This window comes from Acinetobacter sp. WY4 (genome assembly GCF_018438165.1).
Taxonomy (GTDB): domain Bacteria; phylum Pseudomonadota; class Gammaproteobacteria; order Pseudomonadales; family Moraxellaceae; genus Acinetobacter.
Window position 1 is genome coordinate 2,651,120 of record NZ_CP053947.1, and the last position, 25,097, is coordinate 2,676,216.

Annotated in this window: 20 protein-coding genes, 1 tRNA gene and 1 pseudogene; 10 read left to right on the top strand and 12 right to left on the bottom strand. The window is 44.9% G+C overall.

Features of this window, described 5'->3' with window-relative positions:
* The 7 genes from secD to queA all read right to left on the bottom strand — a co-directional run bounded on the left by secD (position 1) and on the right by queA (position 7,296).
* Positions 1 to 1,899, bottom strand: coding sequence for a protein translocase subunit SecD (gene secD, locus G4D73_RS12425; protein ID WP_004733746.1), 1,899 nt, complete (start codon positions 1,897 to 1,899; stop codon positions 1 to 3).
* Positions 1,900 to 1,950: 51 nt separating this feature from the next.
* On the bottom strand, positions 1,951 to 2,280 hold the full coding sequence (gene yajC, locus G4D73_RS12430; RefSeq protein WP_004645158.1) for a preprotein translocase subunit YajC: 330 nt from the start codon (positions 2,278 to 2,280) through the stop codon (positions 1,951 to 1,953).
* 100 nt (positions 2,281 to 2,380) lie between these two features.
* On the bottom strand, positions 2,381 to 3,511 hold the full coding sequence (gene tgt / locus G4D73_RS12435; RefSeq protein ID WP_005252828.1) for a tRNA guanosine(34) transglycosylase Tgt: 1,131 nt from the start codon (positions 3,509 to 3,511) through the stop codon (positions 2,381 to 2,383).
* Positions 3,512 to 3,641: 130 nt separating this feature from the next.
* A complete protein-coding gene (locus G4D73_RS12440; protein WP_213686882.1) occupies positions 3,642 to 4,484 on the bottom strand; it encodes a DUF4303 domain-containing protein in 843 nt (280 codons plus the stop codon).
* Between the two features lie 113 nt (positions 4,485 to 4,597).
* Positions 4,598 to 5,167 (bottom strand): LemA family protein, encoded by a 570-nt coding sequence (locus G4D73_RS12445; protein ID WP_071851643.1) that lies wholly within the window; start codon positions 5,165 to 5,167, stop codon positions 4,598 to 4,600.
* 49 nt (positions 5,168 to 5,216) lie between these two features.
* Complete coding sequence (locus G4D73_RS12450; protein ID WP_213686883.1) at positions 5,217 to 6,245, bottom strand: hypothetical protein; 1,029 nt, start codon at positions 6,243 to 6,245, stop codon at positions 5,217 to 5,219.
* Between the two features lie 16 nt (positions 6,246 to 6,261).
* Positions 6,262 to 7,296 carry a tRNA preQ1(34) S-adenosylmethionine ribosyltransferase-isomerase QueA gene (queA, locus tag G4D73_RS12455; RefSeq protein ID WP_005106092.1) on the bottom strand — a complete coding sequence of 345 codons (1,035 nt, stop codon included), beginning with the start codon at positions 7,294 to 7,296 and terminating at the stop codon, positions 6,262 to 6,264.
* A gap of 167 nt (positions 7,297 to 7,463) precedes the next feature.
* On the opposite strand from queA, the gene G4D73_RS12460 reads away from it, so the two are divergent.
* Positions 7,464 to 7,550, top strand: a tRNA-Leu gene (locus G4D73_RS12460).
* A gap of 261 nt (positions 7,551 to 7,811) precedes the next feature.
* Here the strand turns inward: G4D73_RS12460 and G4D73_RS12465 are convergent.
* Positions 7,812 to 10,043 carry an NADP-dependent isocitrate dehydrogenase gene (locus G4D73_RS12465; RefSeq protein ID WP_213686884.1) on the bottom strand — a complete coding sequence of 744 codons (2,232 nt, stop codon included), beginning with the start codon at positions 10,041 to 10,043 and terminating at the stop codon, positions 7,812 to 7,814.
* A gap of 484 nt (positions 10,044 to 10,527) precedes the next feature.
* Between G4D73_RS12465 and G4D73_RS12470 the strand changes: the two genes are divergently transcribed.
* Both G4D73_RS12470 and G4D73_RS12475 read left to right on the top strand, forming a co-directional pair.
* Positions 10,528 to 11,037: a DUF1543 domain-containing protein gene (locus G4D73_RS12470; RefSeq protein ID WP_213686885.1), complete on the top strand. Its 510-nt coding sequence runs from the start codon at positions 10,528 to 10,530 to the stop codon at positions 11,035 to 11,037.
* 137 nt (positions 11,038 to 11,174) lie between these two features.
* Entirely contained in the window at positions 11,175 to 12,167 is a 993-nt protein-coding gene (locus G4D73_RS12475; protein ID WP_213686886.1) for a DUF2804 domain-containing protein, read from the top strand.
* Positions 12,168 to 12,229: 62 nt separating this feature from the next.
* Here the strand turns inward: G4D73_RS12475 and G4D73_RS12480 are convergent, their stop codons facing one another.
* Positions 12,230 to 13,108, bottom strand: coding sequence for a metal-dependent hydrolase (locus G4D73_RS12480; protein ID WP_005106097.1), 879 nt, complete (start codon positions 13,106 to 13,108; stop codon positions 12,230 to 12,232).
* 142 nt (positions 13,109 to 13,250) lie between these two features.
* Between G4D73_RS12480 and G4D73_RS12485 the strand changes: the two are divergent.
* Positions 13,251 to 14,288: pseudogene (locus G4D73_RS12485) on the top strand (AraC family transcriptional regulator ligand-binding domain-containing protein).
* Between the two features lie 49 nt (positions 14,289 to 14,337).
* On the opposite strand, the gene G4D73_RS12490 reads toward G4D73_RS12485, so the two are convergent.
* Positions 14,338 to 15,672, bottom strand: a complete 1,335-nt coding sequence (locus G4D73_RS12490) for a Na+/H+ antiporter NhaC family protein (protein WP_213686887.1) — start codon at positions 15,670 to 15,672, stop codon at positions 14,338 to 14,340.
* Between the two features lie 365 nt (positions 15,673 to 16,037).
* Between G4D73_RS12490 and trpA the strand changes: the two genes are divergently transcribed.
* From trpA to G4D73_RS12510, 4 genes are read left to right on the top strand one after another with little or no spacing between them, the layout of a single operon-like run.
* Positions 16,038 to 16,841 (top strand): tryptophan synthase subunit alpha, encoded by an 804-nt coding sequence (gene trpA, locus G4D73_RS12495; protein WP_005106102.1) that lies wholly within the window; start codon positions 16,038 to 16,040, stop codon positions 16,839 to 16,841.
* Positions 16,838 to 17,734, top strand: coding sequence for an acetyl-CoA carboxylase, carboxyltransferase subunit beta (gene accD, locus G4D73_RS12500; protein ID WP_004645174.1), 897 nt, complete (start codon positions 16,838 to 16,840; stop codon positions 17,732 to 17,734). Before trpA ends, accD begins: the two co-directional genes overlap by 4 nt.
* Entirely contained in the window at positions 17,731 to 19,014 is a 1,284-nt protein-coding gene (gene folC, locus G4D73_RS12505; protein ID WP_180087607.1) for a bifunctional tetrahydrofolate synthase/dihydrofolate synthase, read from the top strand. The genes accD and folC overlap by 4 nt, the downstream gene beginning before the upstream one ends.
* The gene (locus G4D73_RS12510) at positions 19,011 to 20,054 is read left to right on the top strand and encodes an SPOR domain-containing protein (protein WP_129717557.1); all 1,044 of its coding nucleotides are present in this window, start codon (positions 19,011 to 19,013) and stop codon (positions 20,052 to 20,054) included. The genes folC and G4D73_RS12510 overlap by 4 nt, the downstream gene beginning before the upstream one ends.
* On the opposite strand, the gene G4D73_RS12515 is transcribed toward G4D73_RS12510, so the two are convergent.
* Positions 20,051 to 20,653, bottom strand: coding sequence for a dual specificity protein phosphatase family protein (locus tag G4D73_RS12515; RefSeq protein WP_213686888.1), 603 nt, complete (start codon positions 20,651 to 20,653; stop codon positions 20,051 to 20,053). The genes G4D73_RS12510 and G4D73_RS12515 overlap by 4 nt on opposite strands.
* Before the next feature lie 240 nt (positions 20,654 to 20,893).
* Complete coding sequence (locus tag G4D73_RS12520) at positions 20,894 to 21,535, bottom strand: peroxiredoxin (RefSeq protein ID WP_005106108.1); 642 nt, start codon at positions 21,533 to 21,535, stop codon at positions 20,894 to 20,896.
* A 332-nt stretch (positions 21,536 to 21,867) separates the two neighbouring features.
* On the opposite strand from G4D73_RS12520, the gene secA reads away from it, so the two are divergent.
* Entirely contained in the window at positions 21,868 to 24,594 is a 2,727-nt protein-coding gene (gene secA, locus G4D73_RS12525; RefSeq protein ID WP_213686889.1) for a preprotein translocase subunit SecA, read from the top strand.
* Between the two features lie 138 nt (positions 24,595 to 24,732).
* Positions 24,733 to 25,086 carry a hypothetical protein gene (locus G4D73_RS12530; protein ID WP_004281675.1) on the top strand — a complete coding sequence of 118 codons (354 nt, stop codon included), beginning with the start codon at positions 24,733 to 24,735 and terminating at the stop codon, positions 25,084 to 25,086.
* Positions 25,087 to 25,097 lie beyond the last annotated feature (11 nt).

Consider the following 25,097-nt stretch of genomic DNA (forward strand, 5'->3'; position numbering starts at 1 on the left):
TTAAATGCTCAACTTTTTCAAGTTACGTTTTTTGCCATAAATGAGCTGTACCACGGCACGCGTTACTGTAATTGCAGTAAACATCGAGCAGACAATACCAATCATCAGGGTTACGGCAAAGCCTTTGATCGGACCTGTACCAATCGCGAACAGAATGAATGCCACCAGGAATGTGGTTAAGTTCGAGTCGAAAATGGTGTTATAGGCACGATCATAACCAGCAACAATCGCCTGTTTTGGCGAAGCCCCCCATTTCATTTCTTCCCGTATTCGTTCACAGATCAGTACGTTGGCATCGACCGCCATACCAATGGTAATGACGATACCGGCAATACCCGGAAGGGTAAGGGAAGCGCCAATCCAAGACATGACTGTCAGAATCATCGCCAGGTTAAAGACCAAGGCAAAGTTGGCAATCACACCAAACAGACGGAAGAATACCACCATCCAGATGGCGACCAGAAGGAAACCGATCTGAGTTGAAAGTACACCTTTATCGATGTTTTCTTGACCCAGACTTGGACCAATTACACGTTCTTCAACAAAATACATTGGCGCAGCCAACGCACCTGCACGCAGCATCAAGGCAAGTTCAGCAGCTTCTTGCGGCGAGTCCAGGCCAGTAATACGGAACTGAGAACCCAGTACTGCCTGAATGGTTGCAGCGTTAATGACTACAGATTCAGTATACGGGGTACGAACTTCAGTCTGAGTGCCGGTCGCAGGGTCTTCCACATAATTAATGCGCTGCTTGTTCTCGATGAACAAGACGGCCATACGTTTGCCGACCGCATTACGGGTGGCATCCGACATCAGTTTGCCGCCTGCGCTGTCCAAGGTAATGTTAACTTCAGCACCGCCTGTGTCTTGGCTAAAGCCACTTGATGCATTCTGAACACGTTCACCGGTTAAGATACGGTTACGGTTCAAGAGGAGCTGACGACCACTGTCCAGTGACTCATAAGCAAAGACTTCTGTGCCTGGTGGCAATGCACCCGTTGCCTGACCGGTATATGGATCAATATATTGATCATTCAGGTCAGACACCAGACGGAACTCGAGGTTCGCGGTACGACCTAAGACACGTTTCGCTTCAGCGGTATCCTGCACACCAGGAAGCTCAACCACAATACGGTTGCTGCCCTGAGTTTGAACCAGTGCTTCTGCCACACCTAACTCGTTAATACGGTTACGTAAAGTGGTCAAGTTCTGATTGACAGCATAAGATTCAATTTCTTGCTTACGCACATCAGTATAGTTTAGACGTAAGGTCGAACCGGTCTCGGTCGCAACAGCCTGCTGGGTAAACTCATTGCCATTACGGCGCAAGAAGTCCATCGTTGCAGAACGATCATCATTGTTGGCAAACTGCATCACAATGGTGTTGTTGCTTAAATTCAGGCTATTAAATTTCAGGTTGTTATCACGCAACTGACGACGTAGATCCGTCGCAGAGGTTTCCATGCGCTGGGAAATGGCCTTGTCCATATCCACTTCAAGCAAGAAGTGAACACCACCACGTAAATCCAGGCCGAGCTTCATTGGTTTGGCACCAATTTTTTGCAGCCATTCTGGGGTGGTCGGGGCGAGGTTCAATGCAACCACGTAATCATCACCTAAACCACGACGTAAAGCCTCTTTAGCTTTAAGCTGCGATTCACTTGAATCTACACGTAATAAAGCTGCATTGTTGCCAAAGCTATTGTCATGGGTGGCAATATTTTCAGTTTTTAAAATTTGCTCTGCTTTTTGTACGATGCTTGCATCAATTTGAGTACCGGCTTTGGCACCCGAAATCTGTACAGCAGGTTCATCTGGATACAAACTTGGCAGGGCATATAAGGTACTGATCACTAGGACAACCAGGATCAGTACATATTTCCATGCTGGGTAACGCATTCGTTTTCTTCTTAAAATGAAAAAGTCGTGCGAGGGCACGACTATTTTTGATTAAAGGTTATTTAAAGTGCCTTCAGGGAGGACTGAAATCACACTTGCACGTTGAACTTTGACTTCTACACCACGGCTCAATTCAACCACTGCGAAGTCACCTTCAATCTTGGTGATTTTGCCCATTAATCCGCCTGCAAATACCACTTCACTGCCAACGCCAAGGCTGTCGACCAAAGCACGGTGTTCTTTGGCACGTTTAGATTGAGGACGCCAGATCAAGAAATAGAAGATTGCAATAAAAACAGCAATCATCAAAAGGTTCGCCATCATGCTTGGTTGTTGTGCAGCTTCACCTGCAGCGTGAGCAGTCGAAATAAAAAGGCTCATTACATTTTCCTAAAATAAAAAACTGGTGATCAACTCGATAATAAATTGACATATTCTTGCAATTTACATTGTCTTTTTCCTCAGCGCAAATGCTGATGGATTAATCTTGCGGACAAGGTGGCACTTCCAGGCCACGGCGGGCATAAAAGTCATGAACAAATTCGTCAAATGTACCGTTGTCTAATGCATCACGCATCGCTTCAGTCAAACGCAGGTAATAGCGCAGATTATGAATCGTACCGAGCATAGAGCCGAGCATTTCTCCACATTTCTCAAGATGGAATAAATAGGCACGGGTAAAGTTCTGGCAAGTATAGCAGTCGCAATGCGGATCGAGTGGACTCTGGTCATGACGGTATTTACTGTTACGGATCCGCACCAAGCCGTCTGTCACAAAATAGTGACCGTTACGTGCATTTCGGGTTGGCATCACGCAGTCAAACATATCGACACCACGACGCACCGCTTCCACAATATCTTCAGGCTTGCCGACACCCATCAAATAACGCGGTTTGTCTGCAGGCATTTTTTCTGGAAGATAATCCAGGACCTTGATCATTTCTTCTTTTGGTTCGCCCACCGACAGGCCGCCAATCGCATAACCATCAAAGTCGATTTCAAGCAGGCCTTTTAAAGACTCATCACGTAAATCTTCATACATACCGCCTTGAATAATACCGAACAGCGCATTACGGTTTTTCAGCACGTCATGATGCTGGGTTTTACAGCGTTTGGCCCAGCGTAAAGAAAGTTGCAAAGATTTTTGTGCTTCTTCATGCGTCGCAGGGTACGGGGTACATTCATCAAAAATCATTACAATGTCAGAGTTCAGCGTGTGCTGAATATCCATTGAAATTTCAGGAGATAAAAATACTTTTGAACCATCGATTGGTGAGCGGAAGGTCACACCTTCTTCTTTAATTTTACGCATTGCGCCCAGACTGAAGACCTGAAAGCCGCCTGAATCGGTCAAAATGGGACTATTCCATTTCATAAATCCATGCAGGCCGCCATGTTCACGAATCACATCCAGTCCTGGACGTAGATACAGATGGAAGGTATTGCCCAGAATGACTTGAGATTTGATCTCTTTAATGTCGCGTGGCAACAGGCCCTTGACCGTACCATACGTACCCACAGGCATGAACATCGGGGTTTCAACCACACCATGTTCAAGCGTTAAACGACCACGACGGGCACGGCCCGACTGACCTAATTTTTCAAACTTCATAGGAGTTCCACATCAAGGCGAAAAAACAGTTCGCTGATTGTTATAGCTAAAGGGCGCTATTTTCCTTGATTCTTACACTAAACGCCAGCATTGTAGAGCATTCGCTCTGTAATTTTATTTATCGCTGAAGCTAAGGAACATCCGGAGATATTGGCGGATGTGGAGAAAACTGCTGCAAGCGCTGCTGGATATCTTCCCGGCTAAGGGCGCAGCTGCCATCCGGCTCGGAGGCCATTGCAGCGATATGCTGGATCAGTTTCTGGATATAAATATTGCTATCGACAAAGTAGGATTCCAAGGTCAGCAAATAGGCATCTTGCGCCACTTGCAGATAGTCATAAGGCTCCATTACCAGCATCTGCTCCAGATCAATCAGAATATCCTTGTCGTTTTGCGAGAGTTTCAAGCGTTTCTGCATGGCAGGTAAATGAGTAGTTTGTCTGGATGCCAGAAATTTCTGTAAATGAATATGCTCAGGCTTCAGGGTCTGCGCAGATTGGCATTCAAATTCGACTTGGGTCGGCAGGCTCATGAAAAACAGGATGCTATCCAGATCCAGACCATAGGCCTCAGAAAGACGATGTTTGGCCTGTTTAAAACTCTCCAGCAATAAATCCAGATGCGTCGCGTGCAGCTGTTTTTGCTGTGCCAATACCGGATGGCCAAAGCTGTGCTGGGTTTTAAAATAATCGGCCAGCAAGGTTTTAAAGGGAATGAGTCCAGAGTGGGGCAAAGCATGTGCCCGATAACGCCATTTCCGGACATTCCAGCGATCCTGTTCCTCCAGATATTGCTGAAGATATTCCGGATCTTTAAAAATACTGCGTTCAGTCGAAATGGCCAGATCATCCAGCAGTAAAAATTCGTCAAAGACCAGACTACAGGCATAGATTTGATCATCCTGATAATGGTCGTATAACCGATAAAATTCCTCGACCAGCGTCTGTTGCAAGTGCTCTAAATAATCCAGCATAATTTTTATTCTTTATATTATAAGTTTTAGATAGGTACAGCCGCATCCTTGGCTATTTTTATAATAAGTTAATGCGCCAAGGATGCAAAATTTTATCAGATCTTGCTGTTCACTCAGTGAAAGTTCGGACGGTAATCAAAATTCTGTGTCACGCTTTGATCACGGAATGGACGTACCACTTTTTTTCTGAGTAACATATTATTAATGATGTTGTGCGGAAAAATCTGGATCTGGTTGTTAAACAGCTCGACATTGCGATTATAAATGGTAATCGCCGCACCGACATTTTCATTCTGTTCTTCAATTTCAGCCATCATTTTCAGATAGATGTCATTGGCTTTCAGCTCCGGGTAATTTTCAATCACCACATTCAGGCTATGCATCAACTGTTTATTCAGGCTTTCAATGCGTTGTAACTGCCCAATATCGGCATCCTTGATATTCAGATTCATGATGTTCTGACGCAGTTCGGTGACTTTTTCAAGCGTACCTTTTTCAAAACTCGAGTATTGCTCGACCAGCGGTTGTAGCCCATCCAGAATTTTCAGTTTTTGCCGTTCATAACTGGCGACATCCGACCAGGCGCGAATCGTGGCGTTATGATGACGGACAATACTGTTGCGGATCATGATAATCGCGACAATCAGTGCCACAATGACCAAACATAAAATCAAAAATCCCATCCGAGATCTCCCCAAGCTATATCTATATTTAAAAAATGATGCGAAAAATTTATTTTAAAAACTGCAGCAGATCATGTTGTAAGTTTTCGAGCTGTTTTAATTTAAACGTTCTCAGGTGACCGCGCAATGTGGAAATATCGCTAATATTCTGCTGCTTGCTCGATACCTGAAATAAATCATGTGGCCCCAGATAGCACAGCATCTTGTTTTCCGGGTGAAACAGTAAATCACCCTGACGCTGTTCAAAAAAATCGGCCAGTCGTAGGACAAAACCTGGACTGAGTAATTTGGCAGTTTGCAGCGGATCACTACCATAAAAGCTTAAGCGCTGATTGGTGCGAATATCGCTGCTGTGCCAGGGATGGCTATAAGGATAATAAAATTTCTTTCTGGAAGTCGTAACGGCCAGTCCCTGAATCTGGATATCAAACACAAACACGCCCCACAGGTCTTTATGGACCTGCATCAGTTTGACTGGCTGACCTTCCTTGTTTCGGGCCTGCACTTCATCAATATAGTGGTATTGGAAGAGTAGTACCTGATGTTGCTGGCCATTTTCGTCTTCCCAGACCGTGCTGGCATAACGTTGAATTTCATTACTCAACGAACCTTGATTGAATACTGGAAATAATTGTTTTAAATGCCGGACAAAGTGCAGGGGATTGAGTGGCATGGAAATATGCTGTGGCTGTTTTTGAAAGGCAAGCTGATATTTCTTGGCCAATGCCTGTTCTTCCAGAAAAGCAATGACTTCCTCTAAGGGCTGCTGCTGTTCATAGCAAATATAGGCCCAGAAGATGCAGAGACAGCCGAGGAAAACACTGCCCTGAATCCAGATATTTCCCGGCGCAATAAAAATGCTGCCAATCAGAAAAAGCCCAATTCCGGCAAGCGCGAGTGGCAGGTTATTTTCAAACTTGAGCGTAATCGGGCCATTCCAGGGATGCAATCCGTCTAGCAGTTCCTGATGCGTTTTGGCCTGTTGACCCAGATCCCAAAGCCGAGCGATATTTTGAAACACCACTGCATTTTTCTTGCGGCGAATATGAATGGACTGTTGTACAGACTCGATCGGCATGGGCAATGGTTCTCGCTTATTTCGCCTGATCAATCAGCATGGCATCGCCATAACTGAAGAAGCGATACTGGCTGTCTACTGCATGCTTATAAGCATTGAGAATATTGTCACGATTGGACAAGGCAGACACAAGCATTAACAGGGTCGATTCTGGTAAATGGAAGTTAGTGATCAAACGATCGACCACTTTAAACTGATAACCCGGATAGATGAAAATCTGGGTATCACCTGTCCAGGCTGCCAGTTCACCGTTATGTGCTTGTGCTGCACTTTCGACTGCACGGGTGGCAGTCGTGCCTACAGAAATGACTTTATTACCGCGGGCTTTAGTCTGACGAATCATCTCGACCGCAGTTTCAGGGACGTCGCACCATTCGCTGTGCATGATGTGATTTTGAATATCATCGGTACGCACTGGCAGGAAAGTACCTGCACCAACATGTAGGGTCACAAAAGTTTTTTGAATCCCTTTGGCTTCCAATTTTGCCAACAGATCGGCATCAAAATGCAGGCTGGCAGTAGGTGCTGCAACGCTGGCCAGTTTGGTCGGGTCATTAAATACAGTTTGATAACGTTCAGTATCAATCTCTTCCGCTTCACGGTTGAAATAAGGCGGAATTGGCAAGGCGCCGTATTGATCCAGCACATCTAGAATTGGTTGTGAAAATTCTACTATAAACAAGTTTTCATGACGGCCTTGTACCGTGACTTTAACAGCATCTGGGCCAATAAAAAGTTCTGCACCGGCTTTCGGAGTGTTACTGGCCTTGATATGGCAGTAGGCAATAAAGCGATCTTGCATACGTTCAACCAGCACTTCTACTGCACCGCCTGAAGCACGTTTACCTTTTAAACGGGCCTTCATAACTTTGGTGTCGTTTAATACCAATAAGTCGCCGTCTTCAAGTAAATCCAAAATGTCGGTAAATTGATGGTCATGATATTGACCTTGAGCATCGAGGTGCAGCAGGCGAGAGGCACTGCGTGTTTCCAGTGGATAGCGAGCAATCAGCTCATCAGGGAGATCAAAATTAAAATCAGAAAGTTGCATGATGATTTACGCTAAAAAAACTGCGGCTAGTATAAACTTTTTTCTTTTTTGTGGCGGGAATTGCTCGATTTTAAAACGAAAAAATGCGATTTGTTTTAAAAATAAACAAATGCAAATATTCTGCGTTGACAGTGCTGAGAAATCGCGTATTATACCTTTCATCCACTCCCGAGGTGGTGAAATTGGTAGACGCGGCGGACTCAAAATCCGCTGTCAGAGATGACGTGTCGGTTCGAGTCCGACCCTCGGGACCAAAATTCTAAAAAACCCCAAGCACATTCAGTCTTGGGGTTTTTTATTGGCTGAAAAATAATAACCTGTTTCTTTTTATCTGCTCTTCAAAATTATCTTCTTGATTTAAAAGATAGCTTGTGAAAATAACACTGCATAGAACTGCTTAAAAAATGGATTGCTTCAGTGATTGCGCTGCATGAATTGGACATAAAAAAAACCGGCACGTCAGTGCCGGTTTTTTTAATCAATTTAACCTAAGGTTAAATCGATTTTTTAACTCATTACATAGAAGCAAGAGCAGCATTCAGCGTTGCACTTGGACGCATCACTGCATTTACTTTTTCTTGATCAACTGCGTAGTAACCGCCGATGTCTACTGATTTGCCTTGAACTTCTGCAAGCTCAGCAACGATTTTCTCTTCATTTTCAGCTAAAGTTTTTGCAAGTGGTGCAAATTTCGCTTTCAATTCAGCATTTTCGTCTTGAGCAGCAAGTTCTTCAGCCCAGAATTTCGCCAGGTAGAAATGGCTACCACGGTTGTCCAATTCGCCAGTACGACGAGAAGGAGACTTGTCGTTATCTAGCAATTTACCAGTCGCTTGGTCTAAAGTTTTAGCAAGTAACTTGATGTCGTCATTGCCTTCTTTAATACCCATTTCTTCTAAAGATACCGCCAACGCCATGAATTCACCGAGTGAATCCCAACGTAAGTGGTTTTCTTCAACTAACTGCTGTACGTGCTTAGGAGCAGAACCGCCTGCACCTGTTTCGTACATGCCACCACCTGCCATTAATGGCACGATTGACAACATTTTCGCAGATGTACCCAATTCCATGATCGGGAACAAGTCAGTCAGGTAGTCACGCAGAATGTTACCTGTTACAGAAATAGTATCTAGACCGCGAGCAACACGTTCAAGCGTATAACGCATTGCACGTACTTGTGACATGATCTGGATGTCAAGACCAGTGGTGTCATGATCTTTCAGGTATTTTTCAACTTTCTTGATCAGTTCGTTTTCGTGTGGACGGTACGGGTCAAGCCAGAAGATTGCCGGCATGCCAGAGTTGCGTGCACGAGTAACTGCAAGTTTTACCCAGTCGCGGATCGGTGCGTCTTTCACCTGACACATACGCCAGATATCGCCTTCTTCCACGTTTTGTGACATCAACACTTCACCAGTTTCAAGATCAACGATGTTTGCAACACCAGCTTCAGAGATCTCGAAGGTCTTGTCATGTGAACCGTATTCTTCAGCTTTTTGCGCCATCAAACCAACGTTCGGTACAGTACCCATGGTTTTTGGATCAAAGTTGCCATTCCACTTACAGAAATTGATCATTTCCTGGTAAATACGCGCGAATGTAGATTCAGGCATAACTGCTTTACAGTCGTAAGGTTTACCGTCAGCGCCCCACATTTTACCGCCACCACGAATCATTGCAGGCATAGAAGCATCTACAATGACGTCGTTAGGAGAATGGAAGTTAGTGATGCCTTTTGCTGAATCAACCATTGCCAGTGCTGGACGGTGTTCTTGACAAGCATGCAGGTCACGGATGATTTCTTCACGTTGAGAAGTTGGAAGTGTCTCGATTTTCTCGTAAAGACCGGCCATACCGTTATTGACATTAATGCCAAGCTCATCAAAAAGCTTGCCATGTTTTTCGAATGCTTCTTTGTAGTAGATTCTTACACAGTGACCAAAGACGATTGGGTGAGACACCTTCATCATGGTTGCTTTAACGTGTAAAGAGAATAGGATACCTGCTTCTTTACAGTCATCCAGTTCTTTTTCATAGAAGTCGCAAAGCGCTTTTTTGCTCATGAACATTGAGTCGATGATCTCGCCGTCCAGAAGCGCAACTTTTGGCTTAAGAACAATGGTTTCACCAGACTTGGTGATCAGTTCCATTTTCACATCACGTGCGCGGTCTAAAGTCATCGACTTTTCGCCGTGGTAGAAGTCACCTTCGTCCATGTGTGAAACGTGAGTTTGAGACCACTGTTTCCACTCGCTCATAGAATGAGGGTGTTTTTTCACGTAGTTTTTAACGGCAGCAGGCGCACGACGATCTGAGTTACCTTCACGTAGAACAGGGTTTACTGCTGAACCAAGACATTTGCTATAACGTGCCTTGATTGCTTTTTCTTCTTCAGTGGTCGGGTTTTCAGGATAGTCAGGGATTGCATAGCCTTTAGACTGAAGTTCCTTGATACACGCTGTTAGCTGGCCAACAGAAGCACTGATATTTGGGAGTTTGATAATGTTCGTGTCTGGATCTTGTGTAAGACGACCTAGCTCAGCTAGAGTGTCAGGCACCTTTTGCTCTTCGCTTAGGTAATCTGTAAATTCGGAGAGCACGCGCACAGCTACAGAGATGTCACTTTTGACGATCTCAACGCCAGCTGGCTTAGTAAAGGTCTCAATGATCGGCAGCAGAGAATAAGTCGCCAGTAATGGCGCCTCGTCGGTCAGTGTGTAAATGATAGTTGACTTTCCACCAGCCATATATAGCCCCTTGCGTTGGATTGAGTTTCTGAGGACCGAACTTTTGGCCCAGCCTCTTTGAACCGATTTGCTTAAATAAAAACATTGAGAGTATCGTCTTTCAGCGCATTTCAGTCAACGAAATATGCCTTTAGATTGAAATTTGGGCGAAAATTTATACAGATTTGTGCGGTTTAGCCGTGTTTGTATTTTGTACAAAAAAATAATCCTCTATCGCTGTAAATCCTGATGAAAATGATCGGAAATGATTCGCTAGCCAATTGTATTCACTGAAAATGGTTTTTTGATCCTGACACAGGCTTAAACTGATCCTCGATATGGATATCGATACCGACTGACTGGATGCTGTTTTGCGAAAATTCAGTCAGGCTGAAGATGCAAATTTGTCCTTGGCAGAGGGCTACATCATCATGGAATAGCTTTGCGCTATACTGGCAAGCATCAATGAAATGATCTTAAAGATTGACGCTAACAAGGAAATGTAATGCCCAGCCTGTTTATTGTGATGCTCGGTGGTCGTCATGCCCGTGCCAATACAGAAGTTCATGATGTGGTTTTGGCAATAGGAGAGAGTTTGGAAGATACCTATGCGCAATTGAAAAATGCCTGGTTTGCGGAACAGAAAGGCTTGCATATTGATGCCTGGGCGCAAATCAATGGGCTAGAGTTTGAAGGCAGGTCCTATGCGCTGCAATTTACTGATGCACAGCCACAGCAATCCGATGAAAAACTTTGGCTGATTAATCTGGGTGGTTATGATCCACGTGAGTTTGGTGAGTTACATCGTTATGTGTTGGTGGTTGCGCAGAATGCTATGGTCGCTAAACAGCGCGGTAAAGCTTACTTCGCCCGGCACTGGCAAAAACAGCATACCGACCGCGTGCTGGATGTAGATGACTGTATTGCCATCGATCAGGTTTATGGCCACTACGTACAACTGTTAGAAGGTAGTTTTAGCGGCAATCGCTGGGAAAATACCTATCTCACGATTTAAAGCGGTTTGTGATTGAATTAAACTTGCGGCTGGCTTGATGATTCGATAAGCGGTTTAAAAAATCTCTTTATCAAAATTTAATAATTGGCATAATACTGCCAAGGAAAAACAGTTTTGACTGAGATGGAATGTCTTAAATGGATTTAATTCAGGCAAATGGACAACCACGTTATGGACGTTTCAAGGAGCTTCCAAAAAGTATTGACTATCAGGCATATCAATACAAAAATCCTTATGGTCATGTGCTGTCAGGCTGGCGTAAGCATCTAAAATATAAAAAATTCAAATTCTGTAGTATTCAGCACGAGCATTATACGATTGGACTGGCGATTGCCGATATTGCATGGGCAGGGCATGGTTTTGTCTATGTCTATAACCATATGACCAATGAAGTGTTGGAATGGAATGCGATTAATTTCCTGTCACGCAACACCGTGTTGGATGAACAGCCACTGTTTAATCATAGTTATTTCCATAATTCACCTTTTCAGATCGATATCCAGCATGCCAACGGCGTGCGTTATATCAATGTCAGCAAATATGGCGAGATTAAACTCAGTGCGCGAATTTTTTGTGCCGGAACTGATCCACTGAGTATGTGCAGTCCGACCGGCATAAATGGCTGGACTTATACCCAGAAATTAACCACCTTGGGCTGTGAAGGTTTTTTCATTAACAAGCAAGGTGAAACCATCCAGTTTAATGAACGCAGCTTTGCCTCTCTGGATGATACCTGCGGCTTTTTGCGCCCGGAAACCGCCTGGTTCTGGTTGTCCTGTAATTTCTGGGATCTGAACCAGAACCGGATTGGTATTAATCTGGCGTCAGGCGTAAATGAAAGCTTCGGTAACGAAAACTGTCTGTGGATCAATGGGAAAATTTATCCCTTGGCCGATGTGCTGTTTCAACAGGAATCGGAAAACCAATGGACGATTCAGTCGCTGGATGAAAGATTGAATCTGATGGTCAGCACAGGCTGGCGCCGTTATGAAAATCTCAACCTGCGTCTGGTCGGGAGCCAGTTTAGTCAGTGGCAAGCCAAGGTTTCCGGAACGATTCAGCAGGATGATCAGGAAATTATTTTACTAAATGAATATGCCTTGCTTGAACAGCATTATGCCAAATGGTAAAAGTGCAGGACATAAGACCTAATTTAAAAGCCTTCAATTTTGAAGGCTCTTTTGATTTGAGCTTAATCTTTGGCGGCCTGCCAGAAGGCTTCACCGGCCTGAATTGGATCATTGGTTTCGGCTAAGGTTTTTACCCAGACATCATATTGCGCAATAACCGGATGCTGACTAGGATGGAAGTCTTTTTTAAACCAGTCCCGATATTGTGGGCCCATGCGGGTCAAGGTGCCGTTACGGCCAAACAACCAGGGCAGTCCTTTCAGGTTCATTTGCAGACGCTCTAAGACACTGAAGCCATCATGTTTCAGCATGACATTGGCGCGATAGGCGGTATAACTAAACATCAAAAATGTCGTACTGAGCAGGGTCATTTTGCGCATCCATTCAGGTGTTTTTGCGACCTCTTTCATCACGTCAAAAGCCACATCACGATGTTCCATTTCTTCAATCGCATGCCAGGCAAACATGGCACGTACATAAGGATGGCCGTCTTTTAAGGTGGATTTCTGACCGTAAAAAGTTTCAGCCATCAGCGCGGTCAAGTGTTCTGCCGCTGCCGTAGTTGCAATATTGAACTGTGCTGAACGATGTTTGAGGTCATAGGCGAACATATTATTTAAACGTTCGATAAAATCATCGACGGGCATGCCTTGTTCACGCATCAGCTGGTTCATCTTTTCATGGGCAATGCCGTGCTGTGCTTCCTGACGAATAAAATCTGCCACACGTTGTTGCAGTTCCAGGTCTGTGATCTGATCGCGGAACAGGCGCACACTTTGAATAAAATAACGCTCGCCATCTGGAAAGGTCAGGCTCAAGGCATCGAACATGCGGGTCAGAAAGGGATCGCCGCCAAACCAGTAGCGCGGAATTTCATCCAGTTTAAAATCAAGCTGGGTCCGGACCACGGGCTTTATCGAAGATTTTAATACTGCATTCATCTTAGGAATTCTTTTTTGTGACGATGCGGACAGTATGTCGGGGAATGTCGCAATTGTTTTGACAGTGCTTGCCAATTTTTATACATTTTATGCCAAATGAAAATAAAACTGCTTAGACTAAAGCAGGCAGCGGGAAGCGCGCATGCAAGAAATTAAAATATCCAATGGTTATATTCAGCTTTGGGCGACTTATCTGCGCAGTCTGCAAATTGAGCCTTTGGAAGCTGACTTTCTGCAAGATGTACATGAAGCACTTGTCCCCCTGATTGATCAGCCTTTTGCCACGCAAGTGCCGCTGGAATTATTAAATCAGCTTCTGTTAAGAACCCGGCAACATTTAAACTGTCCACAACTAATTTTCGAGATCGTGCAGGTTATTCGTCCAGAACATTTTGGCGTGCTCGGCTATATGGCTTCGCGAAGCAGCAGCGTTGCGGAAATGATCCGGCATATCATTCGCTTTCAACGACTGGTGATTGATGGCAGTGAGTTTGTACCTTTGCAGTTGAAGCAACATGAACACAGTATTGAATTATATTAGGCTTATCTGGATGAAAAATATAATCTGCTCAATGAGCTGACCATGGCCGCGATGGTGCAGTTGGGGCGTGTCATTTTGCAGGATCATCAACTGTTAGTCCGTTGTGTACGCTTTGCCCATGCGCCCGATAGGGGACAAATGCATTATCAAAAGTTTTTCGCCAGCGAGGTGATATTTTCCCAAGCCTACTATGGCATAGAACTGGATCTACAAGGACTGGCGCATCGGTCTGAGCAAGCTGATCCAATGCTGTTGCAGCTACTGGTTCATCAGGCAGAACAGGCGATTGCAGCCAAGCCACCACTTGAGAATTATCTGGAGCAGGCCCAGCAAATGATTGCCGAACAGCTCCGTATCCGGCATCAGGCCATTAAAGTTGAACAGCTTGCCCGTCAGTTGCTGATGTCGACACGGAGTTTGCAGCGCTTATTCAGCACCCATGACACCTCATTTAAAAAACTGCTGGAACAGCAGCGGATTAAACGTTGCGAGCTGCTGTTGCAACAGGGACTGGGGCTGAGCGAGATCGCCGAGCAGCTGGATTACTCTGATCAATCGGCTTTGGCACGGGCCTACAAGGCAGCCACCGGACAGACATTGTTAGAGCGCAAAAGGCAGTTACACCAACAGCGAAGCTAAAAAAAGCGACCCAAACAGGTCGCTTTTTTATTTGAAGAAAATGGTGAGGTTAAGCGCTGGCTTTGATCTTGGAGAATCTAAATGCAATCGCCGCAATCGCAAAAATGGCCAGAATCCAGCAATAGTACACACCACCAATCAGTTCAACCGGCGAGATTTTTGCAATGGAACAGGCCAGTAGTAACTGTGCGCCATAGGGAATCAACCCTTGCACCACACAGGAGAAAATATCCATCAGTGCTGCAGAACGCTTAGGATCCACGCCATATTCTTTGGCAACTTCACGCGCCATATCACCCGACAGAATAATCGCCACGGTATTATTGGCCACAAAGATATTCGAAAACACCACCAAAAAACTAATCCCGATTTCGCCAGCACGTTGCTTCCCAACTTTAAACAGACGGGTCAGGCTATAAATACGCTCGATCAGCCAGCGTAAACCGCCTTCACGCTGCATGATCGCCGACAGGCCACCCAGGAACATCGACAATAACGCCACTTCAAACATGCCGACAAAGCCGTCATAAATTGAAGTATTCAGTTTGAGCAGATCAAATTCAGCTGTGGCAAACAGGCCAAACAAGCCGGAAAGTAACACCCCAATGCTCAGCACAGCCAGAACGTGTAAACGGCTAAAGGCTAAAATAAATACGGCGATATAAGGTAAGACCAGAAGCCAGTTGAAGTCCCTGTATTCCACTGCATTGCTACTACCGCTACTCAACACGTAAATCAAAATAGTCACGATTGAGGCTGGAACCGCAATCCAGACATTGACTCTGAATTTGTCACGCAGTTGTACGCCCTGACTGGTCGTTGCAGCAATGGTGGTATCCGAGATCATTGAAAGGTTGTCACCGAACATGGCACCACCAACGACCGCACCAACCGCATAAACTACATTGATCTCGGTGACCTCGGCAAATCCAAAAGCGATCGGCGCACAGGCTGCAATGGTGCCCATAGAGGTACCCATCGCCGTAGCAATAAAGGCCGAGATCACAAATAACATCGGCAGAATAAATGTGGGTGGAATCACCGACAGGCCCATTTGCACGGTGGCATCCACACTGCCAATGGTGCTACTGACGCTGGCAAAAGCACCTGCCAGCATAAACACCATAAACATCAGGATTAAGTTTGGATGACTGGCACCTCTGAGGAATTCCTCAATGCCCTGGTTGAGTTTGCCGCGATACACTAATGCAGCCAAGATAATCGCAGGCAGGGCAGCGACAGGCGCTTTCACCTGATAGAACGCGAACTCGGTTCCGATCAGGGAATGATAGATCCCGCTACCCAAAAATATGGTTAAAAATACAATAAGCGGCAGCAGTGCAATGGCGCGTGCCTGCACTGTAGCCTCAGAATCAGTCTGCATAGGAGATAAAAAAGTAAGAGAATAGGACTAGTATAAAGCAGGTTTTGCAATTTCAGAAAACTTTAAATGAATGCGCTAACATCTGCATTTTTATTAATTTTTATATGATAAAAATAAGTTTATCTAAATATTCAAGATTTTAGGTAATAGCAAAATTAGGCATCTTTGATCATTGTGAAAAAAATCAAAATAATCGTAAATAGACCCTTCCGAATTGTTTTGAAATCTTCGCACAGGAAATGAAGTACTCGAGGTCGGTATCGCAGACTGTTCATTGGACAAAAAATAGCGTTACAATGCGATGTCTTGTATTTCTACATAGTCAATGCCTCAAGTTTGAAACACGTTAAGGAAAATACCACCCTATGTCACGTTTAGCCACACGATTTGGACAACTTAAATCTCAACAGCGTAAAGCTTTAGTTTCTTATGTCATGGCGGGTGATCCGCATCCAGAAGTCACAGTGCCTTTGCTGCATGAGATGGTGGAGGCGGGTGTCGACGTGATTGAGCTGGGACTTCCTTTCTCAGACCCGATGGCAGATGGGCCAGTGATTGCGCTAGCTGCTGAACGTGCTTTGGCAGGTGGAACCAATACACTGGATGCACTGCATATGGTGAAAGAATTTCGCTTGAAAGACCGCGAAACACCAGTGGTGCTGATGGGTTATCTGAATCCGGTTGAAGTAATTGGCTATGAAAAGTTTGTGGCTTATGCCTATGAATGTGGAGTAGACGGCGTACTTCTGGTGGACTTGCCACCAGAAGAAGCAAAAAGTCTGGGTGAAGTACTGGAAAAATATGACATGGATCAGATTTTCCTGCTGGCACCCACTTCAACCGATGCACGTATTCAACATGTAGCAAAACAGGCCAGCGGCTTTATTTACTATGTGTCACTGAAAGGCGTGACCGGTGCAGCAACTTTAGATGTTTCTGAAGCCGCTGCACGCATTCAAAAGATTAAAGCTGTGACTGATGTTCCTGTAGGCGTAGGTTTCGGTATCAGTGATGCTGCATCTGCGAAAGCGATGGGTGTTGCTGCCGATGCAGTTATTGTGGGTAGTGCGTTTGTAAAGCAGTTTGCAACGCTCGCACCAGAACAAGCCGTTATTGCGACGGTGAATAAAGTCAAGGAGCTTCGAGCAGCGCTCGATGAGTTAGTATGAGTCAACAAGTGAAATCAGGCAAAATTCTGAGCCCATCGACCCCATGGACGGAGCGTACTGTTCCGGGCATTCAGGTACCCGATGAGCAAACGGCATATAAAGCGACATTTACCGAGCCTACGATTGAGTGCCCTGAATGTCATGCATTGGTGACCCGTACTGCCATGTCATTCAATGCCTATGTATGTCCGCAATGTGATGAGCATTTGCGTATGAAAGCCCGTGAGCGTTTGAACTGGTTCTTTGATCAGGTACAAACAGAATTGGGTCAGGAATTTATAGCCAAAGATCCGCTGAAATTTGTCGATAGTAAAGCCTATCCAGACCGTATGGCGGAAGCACAAAAGAAAACTGGTGAAACCGAAGCATTGGTAGTAATTCAAGGTTTGCTGAAAGGCGTACCGATGATTGCCTGTGCGTTTGAGTTCGACTTCATGGGCGGTTCTATGGGCACAGTGGTCGGTGACCGCTTTGTTCAGGCTGCAGAACATGCGATTGAAGCTCGTCAACCTTTGATCTGTTTTGCTGCTTCGGGTGGTGCTCGTATGCAGGAAGGCATGTTGTCCCTGATGCAAATGGCGCGTACTTCGGCTGCGATCCAGCGTTTAAAAGAAGCAGGTCTGCCTTATGTAGTGGTATTGACTCATCCAGTGTACGGCGGTGTGACCGCATCATTGGCAATGCTGGGTGATGTACATATTGCTGAACCGAAAGCGATGATTGGCTTTGCCGGTAAACGTGTGATCGAACAGACTGTACGTGAAAAACTGGAAGAACCGTTCCAGCGCGCGGAATATTTGCTTGATCATGGGGTAATCGATCAGATTGTTCACCGTCATGCATTACGTGATACAGTTTATCGTATCGTTACGAAGTTGATGAATTTGCATTGAACACAGCACCCTTAGCAACAGATTCTTTAAATACATGGCTCGATTATTGGAGCCATGTTCACGTTACGGGTATTGATTTAGGTCTGGAACGGGTTATTCCTGTGGCTGAAAAGCTGGGCGTGACATCTCCAGAGGCCAAAGTGCTGACGGTGGCAGGAACCAATGGTAAGGGTTCGACCACCACCACGCTGGCCGCGATCCTGAATGCGCAAGGCTTCAAGGTCGGGCTATATCAATCCCCCCACGTGTACCGTTTCAATGAGCGTGTTAAATTGCGCGGCATTGAAGTGGAAGATCAGTTGCTGATTGATGCTTTTGTTCAGGTCGATCAGGCTCGTCGCGAATGCGGTTTGAGCCTGTCTTTCTTTGAAGCCACGACACTGGCTGCTTTTGTGATTTTTAAAGATCAATGCTGTGATGTCTGGGTGCTGGAAGTTGGCTTAGGCGGCCGTCTGGATGTGGTCAATGTGGTCAATCCGGATGTGGCGGTGATTACCAATATTGGTCTGGATCATACTGACTGGCTTGGTGACACCATCGAGAAAATTGCTTTTGAAAAGGCCGGAATTATTCGCCCGGATATTCCAGTCGTGTTTGGTGGACAGCAACAGATCCCGCAAGCCATTCTAAATAAAGCTCAAGAATGTAATGCATCTTTGTATGCAATCAACCGTGATTATTTCTATAAAGCCTTTGAAGATGGCCAAAGCTGGGCTTTTGCTTCATCGGGTACGACCTTAAAACTCCCAACAGGTTCGCTGGCACTGGATAATATTTCTACCGCCGTGGCCGCCATTCTGCTGAGCGGATTAAACGTCAGCCAGCAGGCAATTGCACAAGGCATTCAAACGGCAAAATTGCCGGGACGGTTTGAAATCCGTCAAATCCAGAATAAAACCGTGATTTTTGATGCAGGACACAACCCGCATGGGGTCGAATTTCTACTGAAACAATTACGAGATTATTTAAATTACAATCAAAAATATAATGAAGTCATTTGTGTATTTTCAATGCTGGCAGATAAAGATATAAATTCTGTCGTCAAGTTATTGAAAGACACGGTTCAATTGTGGAAAATTGCACCATTATTCGTCCCACGTGCGGCAGAGGTCACAGTTTTGGCTGATGCTTTAAGCGGTGAGGCGGTAGAACAATTTGATAATGTAAAATTAGCTTTTAAATCAGCACTGGATCAAACAGATAATAATCAGCTGATTTTGGTATGTGGATCATTTCATACCTTAGAAGCGGTATGGGAGTATTTGGAAGAATGTCAATGAATAACAAACAGCGCTGGATGGGCGGTGTTGTTTTACTCGGTGGTGGTGTTTTATTGGCAGCATTACTCCTGAAAGGCCAAGATGAAATCAATCAGGACCGTCAGCAAAATCCGGCACAGGCTGCGGAAGTTGAAAATAAAGAGGCAGGCAATCATTCGCTCGGTTCTTTGACGGTCGATGTAGAAACAGAAAAGCGTTTACTTGAACAGCAACGCCGTGATCGCGAAAAAGCGGTTGCAGAACAGGAGGCGCGTGCAGCCGAATTTTTAGCGATGCAACAGCAGGCTGAAGCAGATGCTGCACGTAAAGCGGCTGAAGAATATGCTGCCCTGAATGCACACCGCCTAGGACAGCAAAGTTCCGATAATATTCCACCAGAACTGGTGGAAGATGAACAGGCCAAGCAGAAACGTCTGGCTGAAGAAAAAGCGGTGCAAGAAAAAAAGTTAGCCCAGCAGCAGCTGGACCAACAAAAAGCCAATAGTTCTACTGACGCAGCCAAGAAAGAAGCAGAGCGTAAAGCTGCTGAAAGTAAAGCCGCTGAAGAAAAACGCAAGTTAGAGCAACAGCAAAAAGCCGAAGCAGAACGTAAGGCGGCTGAAGCAAAACGTAAAACCGAGGAAGAGCGTAAAGCGGCTGAAAAGAAAGAAGCTGAACGTAAAGCTGCCGAGGAAAAACGTAAAGCTGACGAAAAACGTAAAGCTGAAGAAGCCAAGAAAAAGGCTACAGCCGAAGAAGCCAAGAAGAAAGCAGAAGCTGAACAGGCGCGTAAGTTACTGGAAGGTGAAGAGGACAAGCAATGGATGGTGCAGGTGGCACTAGCAGCGAATGAAGCCAATGCAGATGCTGTAGCAGCCAAACTGCGTGCCAAAGGTTATAAAGTAACCAAAAGCTCAACGTCTAAAGGTGTACGTATCATGGTGGGTCCGTCCAAAGACCGTGAGACTGCAGATGCACTCCGTAAGAAAATTGCGTCTGATGCCAGCCTGAATATGAAATCAGCTTGGGTGAACGATTGGGTGCCACTGGATAAGCGTTAATTCTTTGTATTAATCAAAGTTTCTGTAGATGGATTCTTGAGTTGCTCGCGAATCCATTTTACATTTTCAGGCGTGAATAACTTTTCGATATTGCTCCAAATGGCATGAAAGCCATAACCGCCATGTTTCATTTCCTGTAGCGCCTGCTCAATCGGCCAATGTTCAAAAATAATTCGGTACATGGCGACACTTGCACCAGTGCGGTCTGAACCGTGATAACAATGCAGGAGCACCTTTTGGTGATTTTGTTGTGCTTGCTGAATCAGTAGCATAATTTTCAATAAATCTTCCCGATCAATTGCCCAGGTATGTATGGGTACATGATGTAGCTGAAAGTTTTCATTGCTCAAAACAAAGCTGTCTTGATCCCGTGAACGTAAATTAATAACTACATCGATTTGATGCTTTTTTAATAAAGGAATGAGTTCAGTTGAAGGCTGCTCACTACGATAGACAAAATTGCTGATTTGATGAAAATTATGATTCTGATGAATGGGCTGTCCCCAATGCTGAGGACGTTGAGGTTCAGGCAGGGCCGGCGTGGTCATACAACCTGTCAGGAGGCAGCTCATCAAGATTGGAAATATGCAGATTTTCATACAGAGCATAGATGTTGTTTTTGTTATTTCAAGTTTAAAGTGGATATGGAATTTTGAATATAAAAAAGCCTATCCGAAGACAGGTTGTATCAACAAATCGAATCCGTGGCACGTCAATGTCGTATTCGATAAAACATAAAATCTGGAAAAATAGAGTTTCTCTTATTCTTTACTACGAGCTCCATCTTATCCTGTGCTACGCGCTTCGCTTGTCTTGCGAAAAATTAAAAAGGAGTCCTTTTAATTTTGCTCAGGATGTGGCGTTAAGCGCAGGTAAGGTTTAACCGCGGTATAACCTTTTGGAAACCGTTGCTTGATTTCCTCCTCATCCTTCAATGAAGGGACAATCACCACATCATCGCCATGCTGCCAGTTTGCAGGCGTTGCTACTTTATGGCTATCTGTCAGTTGCAGTGAATCCACCACACGCAAGATTTCATGGAAATTACGACCGGTCGATGCAGGATAAGTAATAATCAAACGGACTTTTTTGTTGGGATCAATGACCACTAAAGAACGAACTGTTAGCGTTTCGCTGGCATTCGGATGGATAAAGTCATACAGCTCGGAAACCTTGCGATCCTGATCGGCAATGATCGGGAAATTCACCGTGGTGTTCTGGGTTTCATTGATGTCTTTAATCCAGCCATGATGCGATTCAACATCATCGACCGACAAGGCAATGGCTTTAACCCCACGTTTTGCAAACTCATCTTTCAGTTTTGCGGTATAGCCGAGCTCAGTCGTACATACCGGTGTATAGTCGGCAGGGTGTGAAAATAAAATGCCCCAGCTATCACCCAGAAAATCATAAAAATTAATCAGGCCTTCACTGGATTGCTGTTCAAAATTCGGTGCGGTATCGCCTAGACGTAAACTCATCTTTTTAGCCTCAATTGGTCTTTTAGTGTCGAGATACGATTTAATATGAATCAATTTTTTTATGATTAAAAATAGTGTTTTTTGCTTTCTTTATGAGTAAATTGCATAAGTAGGATATCCATCTATCCAGAAGCGCAAAAATCAGTCACTTAATTGACTATGTTGCACAGGGAAAATTTGCTACATTACTTTGCCTTAGATCTTAGGGCTAGAACTAAGGATCAGATTTTTTTAGCGGTTTTACAGCAAAACCCTTGTAGTTCAAATTTCTAGCACCATAATAACGACTAAGAACATATTCATTTGACAAGCAAGATTTAGAGAGTCTATTCATGTTGGCAAGTCTGATCGGAGGAATCTTCGGTACCAAAAATGAGCGCGAACTCAAACGCATGCGTAAAATCGTAGACAAGATTAATGTGCTCGAGCCGACGATATCTACCCTTAGCGATGCAGACTTATCTGCAAAAACTGAAGAATTCAAACAACGATATAATAAGGGTGAAACCCTCGATAAACTATTGCCTGAAGCATTTGCAGTCTGTCGTGAAGCCGCGAAGCGGGTGATGGGCATGCGTCATTATGACGTGCAGCTGATCGGTGGTATTACCTTGCACGAAGGCAAAATCGCAGAAATGCGTACCGGTGAAGGTAAAACCCTGATGGGTACTTTGGCCTGTTATCTGAATGCCATCAGTGGCCAAGGTGTACATGTCATTACCGTGAACGATTACCTGGCGCAACGTGATGCCGAGTTAAACCGTCCATTATTCGAATTTTTAGGTCTAAGCATCGGCATTATTTATTCCATGCAAAATCCGATGGAAAAAGCGGAAGCTTATCGTGCCGATATTACTTACGGTACCAATAACGAATTTGGCTTTGACTACCTGCGTGACAACATGGTGTTCTCGCTAGCAGAGAAAAAGCAGCGTGGTTTGACCTATGCCATTATCGATGAGGTCGATTCGATCCTGATTGATGAAGCGCGTACCCCGTTGATTATTTCCGGTCAAAGTGAAGATTCTTCACAGCTTTATGCAGCCATCAATAATATTCCACCAAAATTACAGGCACAGAAAGAAGAGAAAGTGCCGGATGGCGGTCACTTCTGGATTGATGAAAAACAGCGTTCAGTTGAAATTACGGAAGTGGGTTTTGAAACCATTGAAAGTGAATTGATTGAAATGGGCTTGCTGGCAGAAGGCGAGAGCCTGTATTCAGCGTCGAACCTGAACCTGTTGCATCATGCCACTGCAGCGATTCGTGCGCATTATCTCTATCAACGTAATGTCCAATACATCATTAACGATGGTGAAGTGATTATTGTCGATGAAAATACCGGTCGTACCATGCCGGGACGCCGTTGGTCTGAAGGCTTGCACCAAGCCGTAGAAGCCAAAGAAGGTCTGGAAATCCAGCCAGAAAACCAGACTCTGGCAACCACAACCTTCCAGAACTATTTCCGTCTGTATAAAAAATTATCCGGTATGACCGGTACTGCTGATACCGAAGCAGCGGAAATGAAAGAAATTTATGGCCTGGATGTGGTACTGATTCCGACTCACCGTCCAATGATTCGTCAAGACCATAACGATTTAATTTACTTAAATCGTGAAGGGAAATATAACGCGATTATTCAAGAAATTCAGCGTGTGCATGAAGCAGGTGTTGCGCCAATCTTGATTGGTACAGCAACGATTGAAGCTTCTGAGATTCTGTCGGATAAGCTAAAAGCTGCAGGTATCCAGCATGAAGTACTGAATGCCAAACAGCACGAACGTGAAGCCGATATTATTGCGCAGGCCGGTGCGCCGCGTGCAGTGACGATTGCCACCAACATGGCCGGTCGTGGTACCGACATTTTGCTCGGTGGTAACTGGAAAGCATTACTGGCTAAAATTGAAAACCCGACTCCTGAAGATGAAACGCGTCTGAAAGCAGAATGGGATGTTAATCACCAGGCCGTGCTGGATTCTGGCGGTTTGCATATTATCGGTTCTGAGCGTCATGAATCACGCCGTATCGATAACCAGCTGCGTGGTCGTGCTGGTCGTCAGGGTGACCCGGGTGTATCACGTTTCTACCTGTCACTTGAAGATGACTTGATGCGTATTTTCGCCGGTGATCGCGTAGTCGGCATGATGCGTGCTATGGGCTTGCAGGAAGATGAAGCGATTGAGCACAAAATGGTGTCTCGTTCGATTGAAAATGCGCAGCGTAAAGTGGAAGCACGTAACTTCGATATTCGTAAGAACTTGCTAAAATACGATGACGTCAATAACGAACAGCGTAAGATCATTTATAGTCAGCGTGACGACATTCTGGCAGAAAATTCACTGCAGGATTATATTGAAGAAATGATCCGTGAAGTGATGCAGGGTGTAATCGCCAACTATATTCCGCCTGAATCGATTCATGACCAGTGGGATATTGAAGGTCTGGAACTGGCGCTGCGTGAAGATCTTTCGATGGATCTTCCTATCGGACAATGGCTGGAACAGGACCGTCGTCTGGATGAAGAAGCTTTGGTGGTGCGCATTACCGATGAAGTACTGAACCGCTACCGTTCACGTCGTGAACAAATGGGTGAAGAATCTGCAGCTTCGCTTGAACGTCACTTTATGCTGAATTCTCTGGATCGTCATTGGAAAGAGCATCTGGCAGCGATGGATTACCTGCGTCAAGGTATTCATTTACGTGGTTATGCGCAAAAGAATCCAGAGCAGGAATATAAAAAAGAAGCTTATAACCTGTTTGTAAACATGCTCGGTACAATCAAGTCAGATGTCGTAACAGATCTGTCACGCATCCACGTACCGACCCCTGAAGAGCTGGCGGAAATGGAAGCACAGCAGCAGGCACAGGCTGAGGCAATGCGTTTGCAGTTATCTCATGAAGAGTTTGACGGCTTGTTGGCAGGCGAACATGAGGTGACGACCGAGCAAAATGCTCAGGCCAATCCGGTAGCACCAGTCTTTGAAGCACCGGCAAGTCGTAATGCACCTTGTCCATGTGGTTCAGGCCTGAAATACAAACAGTGTCATGGCAAGATCTAAACGCTATTAAAAATCAGAGCCACATGGCTCTGATTTTTTTATGTATGAAGAGTTTTCAAAAATTGAATACTGTTTGCAGTCTTAAGAATTAAATGCTATTTAATGGCTCATTCAACACCTCAAAGTGGAATAACCTGAATGAAAAAAGTATTAAAAACGCTCATGATTGCCGTTTTGGCAATGCCTGCCTTAAGTTTTGCACAAACTGCAGCGACCACAACAATTGATAAAGTTCAGCAAGCGGTGGGTACTAACACTGCTCAAGTACAACGTACCGATGCACAAGTGACTGTGGCAAGCCCACGTACCGGCATCCGTTATACCTTTGCCAACCAGAATCGTCCGATTGTGTTGCAGACGGCTGCGATTGCAGCTGCCAATGCGGCAAATGCAGACCGTATTGTTGCTACAAATCCGGCACTTTCTACTGCAAGTCAACAACAGGCGAAACAGGCTTTGCTAAGCGAATCTGGACAACTTGCACAAAATTAAAAATATCTTAT